The following is a 15,500-nucleotide window of genomic DNA, read 5'->3' on the forward strand; positions in this document are numbered from 1 at the left end:
CGCTCGGACGGCGCGGCTGATCTGTGCGCCCCGCCGTCTCCGGGTGCCCCGGGACGGTGGCGCCGCCGCGGAACGCCCCTTTGGCGGGCCACGGTAAGCCACGGCGACGGAAAGCGACCGAGCGCGACCCGTCGTGGGCGTGCCGTCACCGGAACCAACGTCGAGGGTGCGGGGGTGTTCCCCGGGAGGAAAGAGGTGTCCCACGGAGGGGTCAGCCGGGCTCGCGGACACCGGCCACCACCTCCCCCAGTGCGTGCAGCGTCGGCCCGCCGGGGTCGAAGTAGCCCGAGTGCCCGGTCCACGAGGCGGCCGGCAGCCCGGTGGACCCGTACGGCGGGAAACCGGGGGGCAGCCCGAACCAGCCCGACCAGGAGACCGGGTCGCCGGCGGAACCGGCGTCGAAGACCTCGGTGGCCTCCAGCGCGTCGGCGTCCTCCTCCATGCCCGGACTGCCCAGGAGCACGACGGCGTCCGCGGCCAGCCGGCCCGGGCGGTCGGCGGCCTCGTCGACGACCACGGTGCCGTAGCTGTGGGCGACCACGGTGGTGCGCGGCCCCGGGGAACCGGTGGCCGTGCGCGCGGCGGCCAGCCCGTCGAGCGCCGCCGCCAGAGCGGCCCCGCCCCGCTCTGCGGCACCCCGCGTGATGACCGCGGGCAGCGTCGAGGGCGTCCGGTATCCGAGCCAGACGACGACGGCGACCGCCGCCGCGGGTGCGGCGGCGGCCGAGGCGGTGGCGAGGTCGCGCGCGTCGCCGACCCGGGCGTCGAGGTCGTCGGCGGGGGTGGTGCCCGCGCCGGGGACCAGGACGGCGACGGCGTCGGCGGAGTCGAGGTCGCCGAGGGCCAGCACCACGCGGTCGCCGTCCAGATCGAGCAGGTGCAGCTGGACGGTGCGCCCGGCCGCCTCCTCCGCCGCGATCCGCGCCGCCACGACCCGGCCGGTGCGCCCGGCGTCCTCGGGCAGACCCGGGTCGTCGAGGGCCCGGTCCAGCAGCAGGCGGTTCGCCCGGTCGCGGGCCCAGGCGGGGACGCCGTCGAGCGAGCCGAGCTGCCCGGGCGCCGTCTCGACGAGCGACCGCTGTGCGGCAGCGGGCAGCCCCGCCCACCACTCCGCGACGTCACCGGCGGGACGCCCGACGGGGACGACGGGCGGGAAGAGGAGCACCTCGGCCCGGGCGAGGAGCTCGGGGAGCCGGGGGGCCGAGCGGGGGGACAGCGCTGTCAGGCCGGTCAGCGCCTCGCCGGCTGCTCGCGCGGCGGCCCCGGCCGCGGCGGCCCGGGCGAGGGCCTGCTCGGCCACCGGCTCGGGGAACAGGCCGGGCGGTGCGAGTGCCGCCGCCTCCGTCGTCGGCCAGGCGACGGCGAGCGCCCGGGCGGCGAGCCCCTGGGCGGCCTCGGTGGCGGCGGCGAGCGCGTCCCACCCGTCCTGCGACCGGTCGAACGCCCCCTGGACGGCAGCGGCCAGCCCGGACAGCTCCTCGACGGTGCCGGCGAGGGCCTCGGCGGCCGGCCCGGCCCAGCTGTCGCCCGCGACCAGCTCCCGGCCCAGCACGTCCAGGCGGGCACGCCAGGCGGGCAGCCGCTCGGCGACGGCGGCCAGGACGCCCCGGGCACCGCGGACGAGCACGGGGTCCCAGGCGGCGACGACCCGCAGGCGATCGAGCGATGCCGGGGACGTCACGCGGGCACCGCCCTGAACCCGCGACCGCCGGGCCGGAGCTGCTCCGCGCGGTCCTGTTCCGCGAGGCGGTAGGCGGCGACCGCGGCAGCCAGGGCAGCGGCCACCGAGCGGGTGCCGTCGGACAGGGCGCGGGCGAGGGTCGCCCAGGCCCGGGCCGCAGCGCCGGCGGTGAGCCCCTCGTCGCGGCCCAGCCCGGCCGACAGGGCACCGGCCGCCCGGGCGCAACGGTCGGCGTCGTCGGCCAGCTCGTCGGCCAGGCCGGCCAGCTCGCGTGCCAGCGCGTCCAGCAGATCGAGCCGGGCGGTGATGGTCGAGGACATGAGCGCTCCCGCGTCGTCCCGGTCCGGAGCGGACCGAGGGCGCGGACGCTAGGTCGGCGAGCTGACGTCCTGCCGGCCGTCGTCCACAACGGCGGGCCCCGTCCACACATGCGACCGGGGACCCTCCGACCGGGTTGCCCGGCCGGAGGATCCCCGGTGTGCCGACGAACTCAGGGAGCGCTGGCGGTGAGCGCCCCGGACGAGTCGGTGGCCGTGCCGCCGACCACGACGGAGCGGCGCTTGGAGACGAGCACGGAAACGACGATGATCACGACGGCCGCGAGCGCGATGGCCACCCGGATGGTCGTGTTCGAGTCGTCCCCGACGGTGAGCCCGACGACTGCCGGCGCGATCAGCAGCGCGACCAGGTTCATCACCTTGATCAGCGGGTTGATCGCGGGCCCGGCGGTGTCCTTGAACGGGTCACCGACGGTGTCACCGATGACGGTCGCCGCGTGCGCCTCGCTGCCCTTGCCGCCGTAGGCGCCGTCCTCGACCATCTTCTTCGCGTTGTCCCAGGCGCCACCGGAGTTGGCGAGGAAGACGGCCATGAGCGTGCCGGCGGCGATCGCGCCCACCAGGTAGGCGGCCAGCGGCCCGAAGCCGAGCCCGAACCCGACCGCGACCGGCGCCAGGACGGCGAGCAGACCCGGGGTGGCCAGCTCGCGCAGCGAGTCCTTGGTGCAGATGTCGACGACCTTGCTGTAGTCCGGCCGCTCGGTGTAGTCCATGATCCCGGGCTTGGTGCGGAACTGCTCCCGCACCTCGAAGACCACCCGGCCGGCGGCCCGCGAGACGGCGCTGATCGCCAGCCCCGAGAAGAAGAACACGACCGCGGCGCCGATCAGCGCGCCGACGATGTTGTTCGGGTTCACCAGGCTGAAGGCGTCCCCGAGCGTGTCGCCGGCATCCTCGAGCGCCACGCCGATCTGCGCGTTGTAGGAGCCGAAGAGCGCGGTGGCCGCGAGCACCGCCGTGGCGATCGCGATGCCCTTGGTGATGGCCTTCGTCGTGTTGCCGACGGCGTCGAGGTCGGTGAGCACCCGGGCGGCCTCGTCGTCGAGGTCGCCGGACATCTCGGCGATGCCCTGGGCGTTGTCGCTGACCGGGCCGAAGGTGTCCATCGAGACGATGACGCCGGCGGTGGTGAGCAGACCGCAGCCGGCGAGAGCGACGGCGTAGAGCGCCGCGCCGCCACCGATGAGGAAGGCCCCGTAGACCGCGCCGCCGATGAGCAGAGCCGCGTAGACGGCCGACTCGAGGCCCAGCGACATGCCGGAGAGGATCACCGTCGCCGGGCCGGTCAGCGAGCTGCGGCCGACGTCCTTGACCGGCTTGCGGCTGGTCTCGGTGAAGTAGCCGGTCAGCTGCTGGATGGCCGCGGCCAGGACGACACCCACGAGGACCGACACGAAGCCGAGCACCTGCGGGCTGACCGACAGGTTGTCGACCTCGCCCACGCTGGGCAGGTAGGTGAAGGCCGCGGCGGCCACGAGGACCAGGGAGACCGCCGCCGAGGTGAAGAAGCCCCGGTTGATGGGCGCCAGGCCGCTGGAGTCGTTCTTGCCGGGGTTGCTGGCGAGGATGCCGACGAGCGAGGCGATGACGCCGATCGCGGCGATCAGCAGGGGGAAGACCATGCCGACGGCGCCGAAGAAGACCTGGCCGAGGATCAGCGCGGCCACGAGGGTGACGGCGTAGGACTCGAAGAGGTCGGCGGCCATGCCGGCGCAGTCGCCGACGTTGTCGCCCACGTTGTCGGCGATCGTCGCGGCGTTGCGCGGGTCGTCCTCGGGGATGCCCGCCTCGACCTTGCCGACCAGGTCGGCGCCGACGTCAGCGGCCTTGGTGAAGATGCCACCGCCGACGCGCATGAACATGGCCAGCAGCGCGCCACCGAAGCCGAAGCCCTCGAGGACGATCGGCGCGGTCTCGTCGAACAGCAGCAGCACGAGGGCCGCCCCGAAGAGCCCGAGGCCGACGGTGATCATGCCGACGACGCCGCCGGTGCGGTACGCGATGCGGAAGGCCGGGCGGTAGCCGCCGGCGCGAGCCGCCTGCGCGACGCGGACGTTGCCGCGGGTGGCCAGCGTCATGCCGATGAACCCGACCGCGGCCGAGAACGCGGCGCCGACGAGGAAGAAGATCGCCCGGCCGAGCCGCGTGCCCCAGCCGCCGTCGTGCACCGGCAGCAGGAGCAGCAGGATGAACACGATGACGGCGAAGACGCCGAGGGTGCGGAACTGCCGTCTCAGATAGGCCGCCGCGCCCTCCTGCACCGCCTGCGCGATCTCGCGCATCTTCGTCGTCCCCTGATCGGCGGCCAGGACGGCCTTGACCAGGTAGGCGGCGAACCCGAGGGCGGCCAGCGCGATGGCGAGGACGACGACGACCAGCGTCACGTCCCCGCCGGACAGCGAACTGTCGGGCATGTATTCCTCCAAGCGTCGACGGCCGCCGGGATGCGTCGGTGCTCCCCGGGTCGGCGGAGGTTCCGTCCCCGCCCGTGCAGGAACCACGCGGACCGGAACGCGCGCAGTGTAAGTGAGATCACAAGCTGTGCAGCTCTCGGGACGCTGTGTTCCACCGGGTGTGCGAAGAACGGTCCCTCGTACACCTGTGCGGAAGGGCTCGCGGGTGTGACAGTGGGGTGGTGACGTCGCTCCACCCGGTCCGCCCGGCCGCTACCGCCGGGGCGGGCCCCTTCCCCGGGGGAGAGCTCACCGGAGCCCCCGCCGGTGACCGTGCCGGGGACGCCGCAGGCGCCCCTCCCGGCGCCGAGCTCCTGGCCGCCGTCCTCGCCGGCACCGACGAGGACGAACAGCCGGTCACCCACGTCCACCACGTGCCGGTGCGCGAGAGCCGGACCAGGCCCTGGCCGCAGTGGGCCGACCCCGACCTGGTGCGCCGGCTCGCCGAGCGCGATGTCACCGCGCCGTGGCAGCACCAGGTCGACGCCGCCCAGCTGGCGTGGGACGGTCGGCACGTCGTGGTCGCCACTGGGACGGCGTCGGGCAAGTCACTGGCCTACCAGCTGCCGGCGCTGACCCGCCTGGCCGCCGATCCCCGCGCCTGCGTCCTCTACCTGGCCCCGACCAAGGCCCTGGCCCGCGACCAGCTCGCCGCGGTCGCCGCGCTCGCCGACCCGTCGGTGCGCCCGGCGGCCTACGACGGCGACACCCCCGGCGAGGAGCGGGACTGGGTGCGCCGGCACTCGCGCTGGATCGTCACCAACCCCGACATGCTCCACCGCGGCATCCTGCCCGCGCACCAGAAGTGGTCGAGCACGCTGCGCCGCGTCGCCTACGTCGTGATCGACGAGTGCCACGCCTACCGGGGGGTGTTCGGCTCGCACGTGGGCCACGTGCTGCGGAGGCTGCGCCGGATCTGCCGCCGGTACGGCGCCGAGCCCGTCTTCGTGCTGGCGTCGGCGACCGTCGCCGACCCGGCCGCGGCCGCCACCCGGCTGGTGGGCGCACCGGTCGAGTCCGTGACCGACGACGGCTCCCCCCGCCCGGGTGCCACGTTCGCGCTGTGGGAGCCCCCGCTGACCGAGCGGACCGGCGAGCACGGCGCCCCGCTGCGCCGCTCGGCGGCCGCGGACGCCGCGACGCTGCTGGCCGACCTGGTGCAGCGTGGCGCCCGGACGCTGGCGTTCGTCCGGTCGCGGCGCAGCGCGGAGTCGGTGGCCGACCAGACCCGCCGGCTGCTGCACGACCGCGGCCGGGACGACCTCGTGCGCCGCGTCGACTCCTACCGGGGTGGCTACCTGCCCGAGGAACGACGCGAGCTGGAGCGGGCCCTCTCGTCGGGGGACCTGCTGGGCGTGGCGACCACGAACGCCCTCGAGCTGGGCATCGACATCGCCGGGCTCGACGCCGTGGTCCTCGCCGGGTACCCGGGGACGCTCGCGTCGCTGTGGCAGCAGGCCGGCCGGGCCGGACGGGCGCAGAAGGAGTCGCTGGTCGTCTTCGTGGCCCGCGACGACCCGCTGGACCACTACCTCGCCCACCATCCGCGCGCGGTGTTCGGCCGGCCGGTGGAGGCGACCGTCACCGACCCGGCCAACCCGTACGTGCTCGGGCCGCAGCTGTGCTGCGCCGCCGCCGAACTGCCGCTCCGGCCGGAGGACCTCGACGACTTCGGCGGCCCGGTCGCCGCGGCGCAGCTCGACGAGCTGGTGGCCGCCGGTCAGCTCCGGCGCCGGCCGGCCGGCTGGTACTGGGCCGGGCGGGGCCGCCCCGACGTCGACATCCGCGGCAGCGGCGGCGAGCCGGTGGCGATCATCGAGGCCGGCACCGGCCGGCTGCTCGGCACCGTCGACGCCGACGCCGCGCACTCGACCGTCCACGACGGGGCGCTCTACGTGCACCGCGGTGACACGTTCGTCGTCGACGAGTTCGACATCGACGACGCCTGTGCGGTCGTGCACGCCGAGAGCCCGGAGTGGACGACGGTCGCCCGTGACGTGACCGACCTCGGCATCGTGTCCACCGACCGGACGCGCACCCTGGGGACCGTCACCGCGCACACCGGTGTGGTCGACGTGACCAACCAGGTCGTCGCCTACCAGCGGCGGCGGCTGGGGACCGGCGAGGTGCTCGCCGAGTTCCCGCTGGACCTGCCTCCGCGGCAGCTGCGGACCCGCGCGGTCTGGGTCACCGTCGACGACCGGGCGGTGGAGCGCGCCGAGGTCGACGAGGTGCAGCTGCCCGGTTCGCTGCACGCTGCCGAGCACGCCGCCATCGGCATCCTCCCGCTGCTGGCGACCTGCGACCGCTGGGATCTGGGCGGGCTCTCGACAGCCCTGCACCCCGACACCGGGGCGGCCTCGATCTTCGTCTACGACGGGCACCCGGGCGGGGCCGGTTTCAGCGAACGCGGCTTCGCCGTGCTGCGGCGGTGGCTGCAGGCCACCCGGGCCACCGTGGCGAGCTGCGAGTGCGAGAACGGCTGCCCGTCGTGCGTGCAGTCGCCCAAGTGCGGCAACGGCAACGACCCCCTCGACAAGGCCGGGGCCGTACGGGTGCTCGACGTGGTCCTCGACGAACTCGCCGCCGCCGAGGGGCCCTCGACCTGGGGCGACGACGAGGACGACGCGTCCACCGACGAGCCCAGCGGCGGCCCGGCCGCCGACCCGGTCGCGACCCGCCGGGCCGCCGCCCGGCACTCCTCCGCGGGCAGGCACGGCACCGACCTCCGCTGACCCTCCCGGGGGAACGGGCCCGGCGCGGGCGCGGGCGGTCGCCGTGCGGACACCGAGCGGCCCGAGGTCCACGGGGACGCTGACCGAGATCTCGACGACGGCGTCGGCGCCGGCCCGGCAGGCCGTGACCGTCGCCGAGTTCGCCGCTGCCACCTCGGCCGCCGAGTCGCACGCCGCCGGGTCGCCGACGACGGCCCGGCCGGCCGCCGCGAGGACTGCGAGGTCGGCGGCGGCCGCCTCGGCGGCCCGGGCGACCATCGCCGCACCCACGAGCACCGTCGCGACGCCGATGACGCCCAGCACCGCGCTCAGGGCCAGCACCCACACCGTGGCCGACCCACGTTCCCCCGACGGCCGCCCGCTCATCCGGGGCCGTCGGCGACGCCGGGCTCGAGACGCGCGACCGCCTCGGCGGAGACCTCGACCTGCAGCGGCACCGGCCCGAGCGGGGCGACCTGTACGGTCACGGCCACCCGGACGTCCTCCCCGGTGCGGACGGACCTGACGTCCGCGCCGTCCGGCGCCGCCTGCTGCACGATCCGCGCGACGGCGGCGGCGTCATCACCGCGCGCGGCTGCCCGCGCCCCCTCCCGGGCGGCGTCCACGCAGCGGAGTTGCGCACCGACCACGGTCACGGCCGCCACGGCGCCGGCCAGCACCAGCAGCAGCACCGGCAGGACCACCGCCGTCTCCGCGGTCACCATGCCGTCCTCCCCCCGGGGGCGCACGGCGTCAGGAGAGGGTGGCGAGCGCGGACTCGACCAGGTCGGTGAGCCCGGTGACGATCGACTCCCCGCTCACCACCCGGTAGAGCACGGCGGCGAAGGCGCAGGCCGCCACGGTGCCGACCGCGTACTCGGCGGTGCTCATGCCGGCCTCCGCCGTCGCCCGGACCAGCGCCCACCGCCGGGCGAGCGCACCGCCGCTCCGCCGCGTTCGTGGCTCGCCGGCACCCGCCGCGTCCTCTGCCGCTTCCTCGGACTTCCCGGTCATCGGACCTCCTCCTGTCGGGGGCCCGGGAGCCCGGGCCGCATCACGACCCTCGCGCCGACGGCGACGCCGGCCCAGGCGGGACGAGGATCTGTGGAGGGCCGAGTGAGCTGTGGACAGCCGCCGTCAGCCGAAGACGCCCGCCGCGACGCCGAGCACCAGCGGGACGACGCCGAGGCAGACGAACGCCGGCAGGAAGCACAGTCCGAGCGGCGCCAGGATCCAGACCCCCGCGCGGCGGACGCCGGCCTCGGTGTCGGCCCGCGCGGCCACCCGGCTGTCGGCGGCGAGCGCGCGCAGGCCCACCACCACCGAGGAGCCCGACTCCCCGGCGCGGATCAGGACCCGGCCCAGCCCGGCGAGCGTGTCGGGAACGTCCGCCCATGCCCGCCGCGGTTCGGCGCCGAGGCGGTAGAGGCCGGCCACCGTCGTCAACTCCGGCCCCACCGGCGCCGGCACCGCCCCGCCGACGGCGGCGAGCGCACCGGCGACGGGAACCCCGGCGGCGAGGCAGACCGCGAGCAGGTCGCAGGCGACCGGGAGGTCGCGCGCCGACGACCGGCGCCGGTCACGGGCACTCCCCTCGCCGCCGGCCGGCAGGACGCGGGCCGCACCGACCGCGGCCAGCGCGCCGAGCACCACCCCCGGCCAGCCACCGACCAGGAACGCGACGGCCGTGCCGGTTGCCGCGGCGAGCGCCCCTCGGCGGCGCGACTCCCCTGCGCGGGGATCGCGCGGGGGCGGCTCGGGACGCGGCACCACCGCCCGCGCCCGCAGCGCGGATCGCGTGGTGGCCGGTGGCCAGGCCAGCAGAGCGGCCGCCACCACGGCCAGTGCGGGTGCCCAGCCCGTGCTCATCGGAGGGCCCGGCGGACGAGCCGGCCCGACCACGCGACCCCGGCCACCTCGAGGCACACGCCCGCGACGAGCAGCAGCTGCCCGGTTCCGGTCGTCGTGAGCACCCGCCACGGGTCGGCGCCCACGCCGCTGCCCATCGCCAGGCCGAGCAGCGGCAGACCGGCCAGCAGCATCGCTCCCGCCCGCGGGCCGGCGGTGGCCGAGCGGAGTTCCACGGCGGACCGCGAGCGGGCACGCAGATCGTCCTCGACAGCGGCCAGCACGTCGGCGAGCGAGCAGCCCGTGCGTGCGCTGAGCCGGACCGCCGCCGCCACGCGGGCGAGCGGCTCGGTCAGTGCCCCTCGCCCGGCGGGCGGGGTCTCCGGAGAGCGGACGGCCTGCACGAGGGCCCGTCCGCACTCGTCGTCGCCGCAGGCGGTCGCCGCGGTCCGTGCCGCCGACCCGACCGGGCGCCCGCTCCGGAGATCGGCGACCAGAGCGCCGAGTCCTGCGGTCAGCGCCACCAGCCCGGCCTCCTCGGCGGCGGAGCGGCGGCCCGCCTGCCAGGCCCGCGCTCCGAGCGCGGCGAGCACGCCGGCCAGCACCGCGACGAGGGGCGTGCTCAGCACGGCCGCGACGACGGTGGCCACGCCTCCGGCGAGCAGCGGCACCGGCACCCCGGGCTCGGCGGGCGCCACGGGACCGGGAGCGGGCTCCGCGCGGGGCAGCCGGCGCCACCGCAGTCGAGGGTCGGACATCCGCCCCGGCCACAGCAGGAGGGCCAGGGCCGCGGCAGCCGCCGAAACCCCGGCCGCGGTCACGGCTCCCCCTCGGCCAGCAGCTCGTGCAGCCGGTGCCGCGCGGGGCAGGGGCCGTCGTCGGCACGCCAGCCCGGCTCGACGACCACCAGGTCCCCGGCCCGGCGGACCACCCCGAGCTCGTCCACCCGCCGCCCCGTGGGGGTGCGGCGCAGGTGGACGACGACGGCGAGGGCCGCCGCGGCCTGGCTGTGCACCGCCTGCCGGTCCAGGCCGGCGGCGACCCCGAGCGCCTCCAGCCGGGCCGGCACCTCCGCCGGCCGGTTGGCGTGCAGCGTTCCGCAGCCGCCGTCGTGGCCGGTGTTCAGCGCGGCGAGCAGATCGGTCACCTCGGCGCCGCGCACCTCGCCCACGACCAGCCGGTCGGGGCGCATCCGCAGCGCCTGCCGGACCAGGTCGCGCAGCCCCACCGTGCCCGTGCCCTCGACGTTGGGCGGCCGGGTCAGCAGCCGGACGACGTGCGGATGGGACGGCGTCAGCTCGGCGGCGTCCTCGCAGACGACCAGCCGATCGGCCGGGTCGCACTCCCCCAGCAGGGCCGACAGCATCGTCGTCTTGCCCGAGCCCGTGCCGCCGGTGACGAGGAACGCGAGCCGGCGGTGGACCAACGCGCGCAGCAGGCCGCCGCTGGCCCCCGGCACCGCGCCGAGGGCGGCCAGGTCGTCGAGGCTGCGCGTGCACCGGCGGAGGACCCGCAACGACAGGCAGGTGCCCGACCCCGACACCGGGGGGAGCACCGCGTGCAGGCGGGTGCCGTCGGGCAGTCCGACGTCCACCCAGGGCGCTGCGTCGTCGAGCCGCCGTCCGGCCGCGGAGGCCAGCCGGACCGCCAGCCGGCGCACCGCGTCGTCGTCGGGGAAGCGGACGTCGGTGCGCCGGAGCCCCTCGCCGGTGTCGACCCAGACCTCGCTCGGTCCGTTGACCAGCACGTCGGTGACACCGGGCAGGCGCAGCAGGGGTTCGAGCGGCCCGGCGCCGGCCAGTTCGTCGACGGCGACGCGGACGGCACGCAGCACGTCGTCGTCGCCCAGCAGGCCGCCGGCCTCCTCCCGGACCAGCGCGGCGACGCCGGCCGCCGAGGGCAGGCCCGGATGCAGCGCCAGCCGCGCGCGGACCCGGTCGACCAGACCGGCGGCGGTCACCGGACCGGCAGCCCGGCGAGCACCCGGCGCGCCAGCCCGCCCAGCGGTGCTCGCGCCGACACGGCAGGTGGCTGCCCCCGCTCCCCGCGCGCGACGGCGCTGCGGTCGAACGGGACCTCGGCCAGCACCGGCCGGCCGACCACCTCGGCGACGTCGCCCCGCGAGAGACCTCCCGGCACCGGCCGCACCACGAGCTGGGCGGCCGACCACGGGGAACCGGGCGCCTCCACCAGCAGCCGCGCCGCGGTCGCGGCGCGCAACCGCGCCGGGACGACGAGCAGGGCCAGGTCGGCGTCGGCGAGGACGGCCGAGGCGGCCGGGTCGCCCGGCCCACCCGGGCGCGGCAGGTCGACCACGACGGGGCAGCCCGCGGCACGGGAGGCGTCGACGACGGCCACGAGCGCCTCGTCGGGGATCGGCGCGGGCTCGGCCCTCGACGCCGCGAGGACGTGCACGCCGGAGGTCTCCGGCAGCGCGGCCAGCAAGGCGTCACCGGCCACCCGACCGCGCAGGCCGGTCAGCTCCGACCAGCGCACGCCGTCGGCGTGCTCGGCGCCCAGCAGCAGGTCCAGGCCGCCGCCCCACGGGTCGGCGTCGACGAGCAGCGCACCCGGCGCCGCGGCCAGGGCCAGGGCCGCCGCCACCGTGCTGGCGCCCGCTCCGCCGCAGCAGCCCGCCACCGCGACCAGCCAGCCCCGTTCCACCGGCGAGCGGACCGCCGTGACCGCACGCGAGAGCAACCACGCCTCGTCGGCCGGCAGCACCGCGACACGTTCGGCGCCCACCTCGACGGCCCCTGCCCACTCGGCGGCGGGCAGCTCGCCCGCCGAGACGACCACCAGCCCGGGGCGCCGGGGAAGAGCGCGCAGCGCCCTCGCCGCCAGCGCGTCGGCCCCGACGAGCACGAGCGGCGCCGAACGGTGGGCGCGGCGCAGGGCCGGACCGCCCGTGGCCACTTCGGGCTCGGCGCCGGCGGCGGCGAGCAGCCGGAGCAGCTCGTCGAGGAGCTCGTCGTCGGCGGTGACGACGAGCGGGCGGCCGGCGAAGGAGCGGGGCAGGGGGCGGGACGCGGCAGCGGTCACGGAGGGGAGCGTCGGTCGACCGGCGGACTCAAGGCGAGAATCGACAGGAAACTGTGGATGACTCGATCGGGTGTGGACGGCGAGCGGGGCCAGCCGCGCCGGTGGGGTCCACTTACAGTCGTGCCTTGTGACCCGCGCAGCGGCGTTCTTCGACCTGGACAAGACGGTCATCGCCAAGTCCAGCGCCCTGGCCTTCGGCCGCCCGTTCTTCAACGGTGGGCTGATCAACCGGCGGGTCGTGCTCAAGACCGCCTACGCGCAGTTCGTCTTCTCCCTCGCCGGCGCCGACGCGCAGCAGATGGAGCGCCTGCGGGCCCAGATCACCGCGATGTGCACCGGCTGGGATGCCGCGACGGTGAACGACATCGTCCGCGAGACCCTGCACGAGATCGTCGACCCCCTCGTCTACGCCGAGGCCGCGGACCTGATCGAGGAGCACCGGGCCGCCGGCCGGGAGATCGTCATCGTGTCCAGCAGCGGCGCGGAGATGGTGGAGCCGATCGGCGAGATGCTCGGCGCCGACCGGGTGGTCGCGACCCGGATGGTGACGGCGGAGGGGCGCTACACCGGCGAGATCGAGTTCTACGCCTACGCCGAGAACAAGGCGGCCGCCATGCGCCGGCTGGCGGAGGAGGGCGGGTACGACCTCGCCGACTGCTACGCCTACAGCGACTCGATCACCGACCTGCCGATGCTCTCGGCGGTGGGCCACCCGACGGCGGTCAATCCCGACCGCGCGCTGCGCAAGGCCGCGCTGCAGCGGGGCTGGCCGGTCCGCCAGTTCGAACGCCCGGTCAGCATGCGGGCACGGTTCTCGGCGCCGCCGACGCCGGTGGTCACCGGTGCCGCGATGGGCGTGGGGGCGGCCGTGGTCGGCCTCGCCTGGTACGCGCGGCACCGGGCGCTGCGCGCCGGCCTGGCCGCCGGCACCCCCGCGCCGGTCCCGGGCCGGCGGCGGCGCCGCGGAGCCTGAGCCTCGGCGAGGCTCCTCCCCCGGCACGGCCGGGTGCTCCATCCTGCCGACGTGTTCACCGCCGTGGTCGCCTGGCTGGCGGTGCTGGCCGTCTGCGTCGCCGCGGTGCTCCTCGGTCAGACCGCGCGCACCGCGCCTGTGCGCCGCCGCTCCCGCGCTGCCCGGATCGGCCTGTTCGTCTCGCTGTCCGGCCCCTGGCTGACGGTGCTCGCCGGGGCGGCGATCGGACTGATCACCGGCGCCTGGCTGGCGGCCGCGGCGGGCACCGCCTGCGCGATCGTGCTGGTCGCGCTGGTCGGCCTCGCCCTGCGGCCGCGCTGACCTTCTGCCACCGGAATCCCGCCGCGCAGCTCAGCCGAGCAGTTCAGCCGCTCAGCTCAGCCGCGCAGCAGGCTCTCGCAGATGGCCAGCCCCTCGAGGGCGCCGTGCTCGGTCGCCCGGCAGCAATGCACCAGCCAGGCCGCGACGCCGTCGGGGTCTCCGGAGGCGTAGCCCGCGAGCGCCCGCTCGTAGGCCTCCCGGCCCAGCTCGGTGAACCCGACCTCCGGGACGGAGACGGCCTTCGGGTCGAGCCCGCGGGTGATCCCGGTGAGCCGCGCGGCCGCGCGGGCGACGACACCGTCGGCCGCGCCGAAGGGCGCGATCGACGCCAGCTCACCGTGCACGAGGGCCGCGACGAGCACGGCGGGAACGGTGGAAGGGCCGGTGACCAGGGAGAAGAGCCCGGCCAGCCGTGGCCCCGCGTGCGCGGCGGGCCGGCCGAGGGCTGTGCGATCGACCAGGTCGGCGGCGGCCAGGACGTGCAACCGGGCCAGCACCTGACCGGGCGCGCGGGGCCACGTCTCGACCATCGAGCCCAGGGCTGCCGACACCCGGAGCGCGCCCTGCACGGTCGGGTCGTCGACGGAGCCCGCGCGCAGGGCGGCGAGCGGCACGTCGACGCCGGCCAGCGCGGCCGAGGCCCGCGCTCCCCGCAGGGCGCTCTCGGTGCTCACGCCCGCGGACTCGCGGCGCAGCACCCGGTGGCCCAGCAGCCGGTCGATGCCCGTACGGGCGGCGGCCGCCGCCTCCCCCACCCCGGGAAGGTCGAGGAGGGGGGCCAGCGGGTCGGGCCCCGCTGCGGGGCGGGTGGCGCCGGCGCGCACGGGGATGGTCACGCCGCCGACGGTACGAGGCGGTGGCGACGACCCCGCCACCACCCTGACCCGGCGGGCTCAGGCAGCGCCGAGTGCGTCGGCGATCCGGTGGTGCGTCACGGCCTCGGCTGCGCGGCTCTGCCGTTCGAGCGTCCTGGCGAGGGCGCGCCGCGCCCAGCCGTTGGCCGGCGCGAGCTCGACCAGCCGGGTGAGCGCCGTCTCGGCGCGGTTGAGCTGCGCCGAGCCGAAGTAGGCCCGCGCCAGCAGCTCGAGCGCCGCCTCGTTCGCCGGCTCGCCCGCCACGACCCGCTCGAGGATGCGGGCGGCCTCGATGGGCTGCCCCATCGCCAGGAAGAGGTCGGCGCGGAGGAACTCCGAGTGCAGGTCCAGCTCGACGTGCTGCGTCATGTCCCGATGAACACCGGAGGGACGGCGCGGCTTCCCCGCGCATCCGTGGGACGGCCGGCCGCGGAAGAGCGGGCATCACCGGTCCGTCCGAGGAGCACCCGATGCATCTGCGCCCCGTCTCGCAGCGATCGACCGCCACCCCTTCGGGGCCCGCCCGGGGGCCGGGTTCCCGGGTGCCCGCCGTCCACCGCGTGGGGGCGATCGCCGTCGCCCTCACCATCCTGGCGTTCGGCCTGCTGGGCTTCGCCGGCGGACTGGCCTTCTTCTCGACCAGCGGCAGCCCGGTCCTCGGCATGTCGTCCAACGGCCTGCTGTCCACGGTCTCGGTGGTCACCGCCCTCGTGCTGATCACCGCCGCCCTGCGCGGACCCCGGATCGCCTCGACCGTGATGACCGTCGTCGGCGCGCTGTTCCTCGTCTCGGCCCTGGTCAACCTGGCGATCCTCCGCACGAGCTTCAACGTCCTGGCCTTCGAGATGAGCAACGTCGCCTTCTCGGTGGCTGCCGGCTTCCTCCTGCTGCTGCTCGGTGCGTACGGCCGGTTCAGCGGCCACCTGCCGCCGGACAGCCCCTACGCCCGGCCCGCGGAGCCGGCTCCCGTCGAGCCTCTGGACGCGCCGAGCACCCCGGCCGAGTTCGCCGCGGAGCGGGCCATGCGCGATGCCGAGATCGCGGTGGTCAACCACACCGCCACCCCGGAGCAGCAGCGGCGCGTGGCCGCGATGGCGCAGGTACGCACCCGGGTCGAGCGCCGGCAGGTCTGGATGGATCTCGACCGGACCGCCTAATGGGGCTTACCGGGCCCGCCGGTCTCTGGCAGGTTCGGCGCCGGTAGCGGCCGGTGGGTCAGCACTCTCGCCGCCTGGAACGGGTTGGATTCCTAGGGTCAGATCGTGCGCCCACCGGT

The 15,500-nt window shown here is 76.7% G+C and carries 15 protein-coding genes and 1 pseudogene; 4 read left to right on the top strand and 12 right to left on the bottom strand.

The annotated features are described in order from the left end of the window. Window positions 1–211 precede the first annotated feature (211 nt). The 3 genes from ABD644_RS21195 to ABD644_RS21205 form a co-directional block, all read right to left on the bottom strand. A complete protein-coding gene (locus tag ABD644_RS21195) occupies window positions 212–1,681 on the bottom strand; it encodes an alpha/beta hydrolase (protein WP_344691057.1) in 1,470 nt (489 codons plus the stop codon). Then, window positions 1,678–2,001 (bottom strand): hypothetical protein, encoded by a 324-nt coding sequence (locus tag ABD644_RS21200; protein ID WP_344691059.1) that lies wholly within the window; start codon window positions 1,999–2,001, stop codon window positions 1,678–1,680. The genes ABD644_RS21195 and ABD644_RS21200 overlap by 4 nt, the downstream gene beginning before the upstream one ends. Window positions 2,002–2,171: 170 nt before the next feature. Continuing rightward, the gene (locus tag ABD644_RS21205) at window positions 2,172–4,433 is read right to left on the bottom strand and encodes a sodium-translocating pyrophosphatase (RefSeq protein WP_344691061.1); all 2,262 of its coding nucleotides are present in this window, start codon (window positions 4,431–4,433) and stop codon (window positions 2,172–2,174) included. Window positions 4,434–4,654: 221 nt separating this feature from the next. Between ABD644_RS21205 and ABD644_RS21210 the strand changes: the two genes are divergently transcribed. Continuing rightward, window positions 4,655–7,207 carry a DEAD/DEAH box helicase gene (locus ABD644_RS21210; protein ID WP_344691063.1) on the top strand — a complete coding sequence of 851 codons (2,553 nt, stop codon included), beginning with the start codon at window positions 4,655–4,657 and terminating at the stop codon, window positions 7,205–7,207. A gap of 27 nt (window positions 7,208–7,234) precedes the next feature. Here ABD644_RS21210 and ABD644_RS22770 read toward each other — a convergent pair. From ABD644_RS22770 to ssd, 7 genes and pseudogenes are all read right to left on the bottom strand, one after another. Beyond that, window positions 7,235–7,573 (bottom strand): annotated as a pseudogene (locus tag ABD644_RS22770) (Rv3654c family TadE-like protein); the annotation flags it as partial. Then, on the bottom strand, window positions 7,570–7,911 hold the full coding sequence (locus ABD644_RS21215) for a TadE family type IV pilus minor pilin (RefSeq protein ID WP_344691065.1): 342 nt from the start codon (window positions 7,909–7,911) through the stop codon (window positions 7,570–7,572). The gene ABD644_RS21215 and the pseudogene ABD644_RS22770, both read right to left, overlap by 4 nt. A 28-nt stretch (window positions 7,912–7,939) precedes the next feature. Continuing rightward, window positions 7,940–8,200 (bottom strand): DUF4244 domain-containing protein, encoded by a 261-nt coding sequence (locus tag ABD644_RS21220; RefSeq protein WP_344691067.1) that lies wholly within the window; start codon window positions 8,198–8,200, stop codon window positions 7,940–7,942. A gap of 123 nt (window positions 8,201–8,323) precedes the next feature. Continuing rightward, window positions 8,324–9,055, bottom strand: a complete 732-nt coding sequence (locus ABD644_RS21225; RefSeq protein ID WP_344691069.1) for a type II secretion system F family protein — start codon at window positions 9,053–9,055, stop codon at window positions 8,324–8,326. Continuing rightward, window positions 9,052–9,855: a type II secretion system F family protein gene (locus ABD644_RS21230; protein ID WP_344691071.1), complete on the bottom strand. Its 804-nt coding sequence runs from the start codon at window positions 9,853–9,855 to the stop codon at window positions 9,052–9,054. The genes ABD644_RS21225 and ABD644_RS21230 overlap by 4 nt, the downstream gene beginning before the upstream one ends. Next, entirely contained in the window at window positions 9,852–10,994 is a 1,143-nt protein-coding gene (locus tag ABD644_RS21235) for a TadA family conjugal transfer-associated ATPase (protein WP_344691073.1), read from the bottom strand. Before ABD644_RS21235 ends, ABD644_RS21230 begins: the two co-directional genes overlap by 4 nt. Beyond that, window positions 10,991–12,076: a septum site-determining protein Ssd gene (ssd, locus tag ABD644_RS21240; RefSeq protein WP_344691076.1), complete on the bottom strand. Its 1,086-nt coding sequence runs from the start codon at window positions 12,074–12,076 to the stop codon at window positions 10,991–10,993. The genes ABD644_RS21235 and ssd overlap by 4 nt, the downstream gene beginning before the upstream one ends. A 127-nt stretch (window positions 12,077–12,203) precedes the next feature. Between ssd and ABD644_RS21245 the strand changes: the two genes are divergently transcribed. Beyond that, window positions 12,204–13,049, top strand: a complete 846-nt coding sequence (locus ABD644_RS21245; RefSeq protein ID WP_344691078.1) for an HAD family hydrolase — start codon at window positions 12,204–12,206, stop codon at window positions 13,047–13,049. A 51-nt stretch (window positions 13,050–13,100) separates the two neighbouring features. Further along, window positions 13,101–13,370, top strand: a complete 270-nt coding sequence (locus ABD644_RS21250) for a hypothetical protein (RefSeq protein ID WP_344691080.1) — start codon at window positions 13,101–13,103, stop codon at window positions 13,368–13,370. Window positions 13,371–13,426: 56 nt separating this feature from the next. Here ABD644_RS21250 and ABD644_RS21255 read toward each other — a convergent pair whose 3' ends face one another. Together ABD644_RS21255 and ABD644_RS21260 are read right to left on the bottom strand one after the other, a co-directional pair. Further along, window positions 13,427–14,206 (bottom strand): Fic family protein, encoded by a 780-nt coding sequence (locus ABD644_RS21255; protein ID WP_344691082.1) that lies wholly within the window; start codon window positions 14,204–14,206, stop codon window positions 13,427–13,429. Window positions 14,207–14,263: 57 nt separating this feature from the next. Next, window positions 14,264–14,593: a tetratricopeptide repeat protein gene (locus ABD644_RS21260; protein ID WP_344691084.1), complete on the bottom strand. Its 330-nt coding sequence runs from the start codon at window positions 14,591–14,593 to the stop codon at window positions 14,264–14,266. Between the two features lie 101 nt (window positions 14,594–14,694). On the opposite strand from ABD644_RS21260, the gene ABD644_RS21265 reads away from it, so the two are divergent. Further along, window positions 14,695–15,381 carry a DUF4383 domain-containing protein gene (locus ABD644_RS21265; protein WP_344691086.1) on the top strand — a complete coding sequence of 229 codons (687 nt, stop codon included), beginning with the start codon at window positions 14,695–14,697 and terminating at the stop codon, window positions 15,379–15,381. Window positions 15,382–15,500 lie beyond the last annotated feature (119 nt).

Source organism: Blastococcus jejuensis (assembly GCF_039534705.1).
Classification (GTDB): domain Bacteria; phylum Actinomycetota; class Actinomycetes; order Mycobacteriales; family Geodermatophilaceae; genus Blastococcus_B; species Blastococcus_B jejuensis.

Bases quoted from the DNA above. Each gene is read 5' to 3' on its own strand.
- ABD644_RS21200 (WP_344691059.1), bottom strand. From the start codon at position 2,001: ATGTCCTCGACCATCACCGCCCGGCTCGATCTGCTGGACGCGCTGGCA.
- ABD644_RS21205 (WP_344691061.1), bottom strand. From the start codon at position 4,433: ATGCCCGACAGTTCGCTGTCCGGCGGGGACGTGACGCTGGTCGTCGTC.
- ABD644_RS21215 (WP_344691065.1), bottom strand. From the start codon at position 7,911: ATGGTGACCGCGGAGACGGCGGTGGTCCTGCCGGTGCTGCTGCTGGTG.
- ABD644_RS21220 (WP_344691067.1), bottom strand. From the start codon at position 8,200: ATGACCGGGAAGTCCGAGGAAGCGGCAGAGGACGCGGCGGGTGCCGGC.
- ABD644_RS21225 (WP_344691069.1), bottom strand. From the start codon at position 9,055: ATGAGCACGGGCTGGGCACCCGCACTGGCCGTGGTGGCGGCCGCTCTG.
- ABD644_RS21260 (WP_344691084.1), bottom strand. From the start codon at position 14,593: ATGACGCAGCACGTCGAGCTGGACCTGCACTCGGAGTTCCTCCGCGCC.
- ABD644_RS21265 (WP_344691086.1), top strand. From the start codon at position 14,695: ATGCATCTGCGCCCCGTCTCGCAGCGATCGACCGCCACCCCTTCGGGG.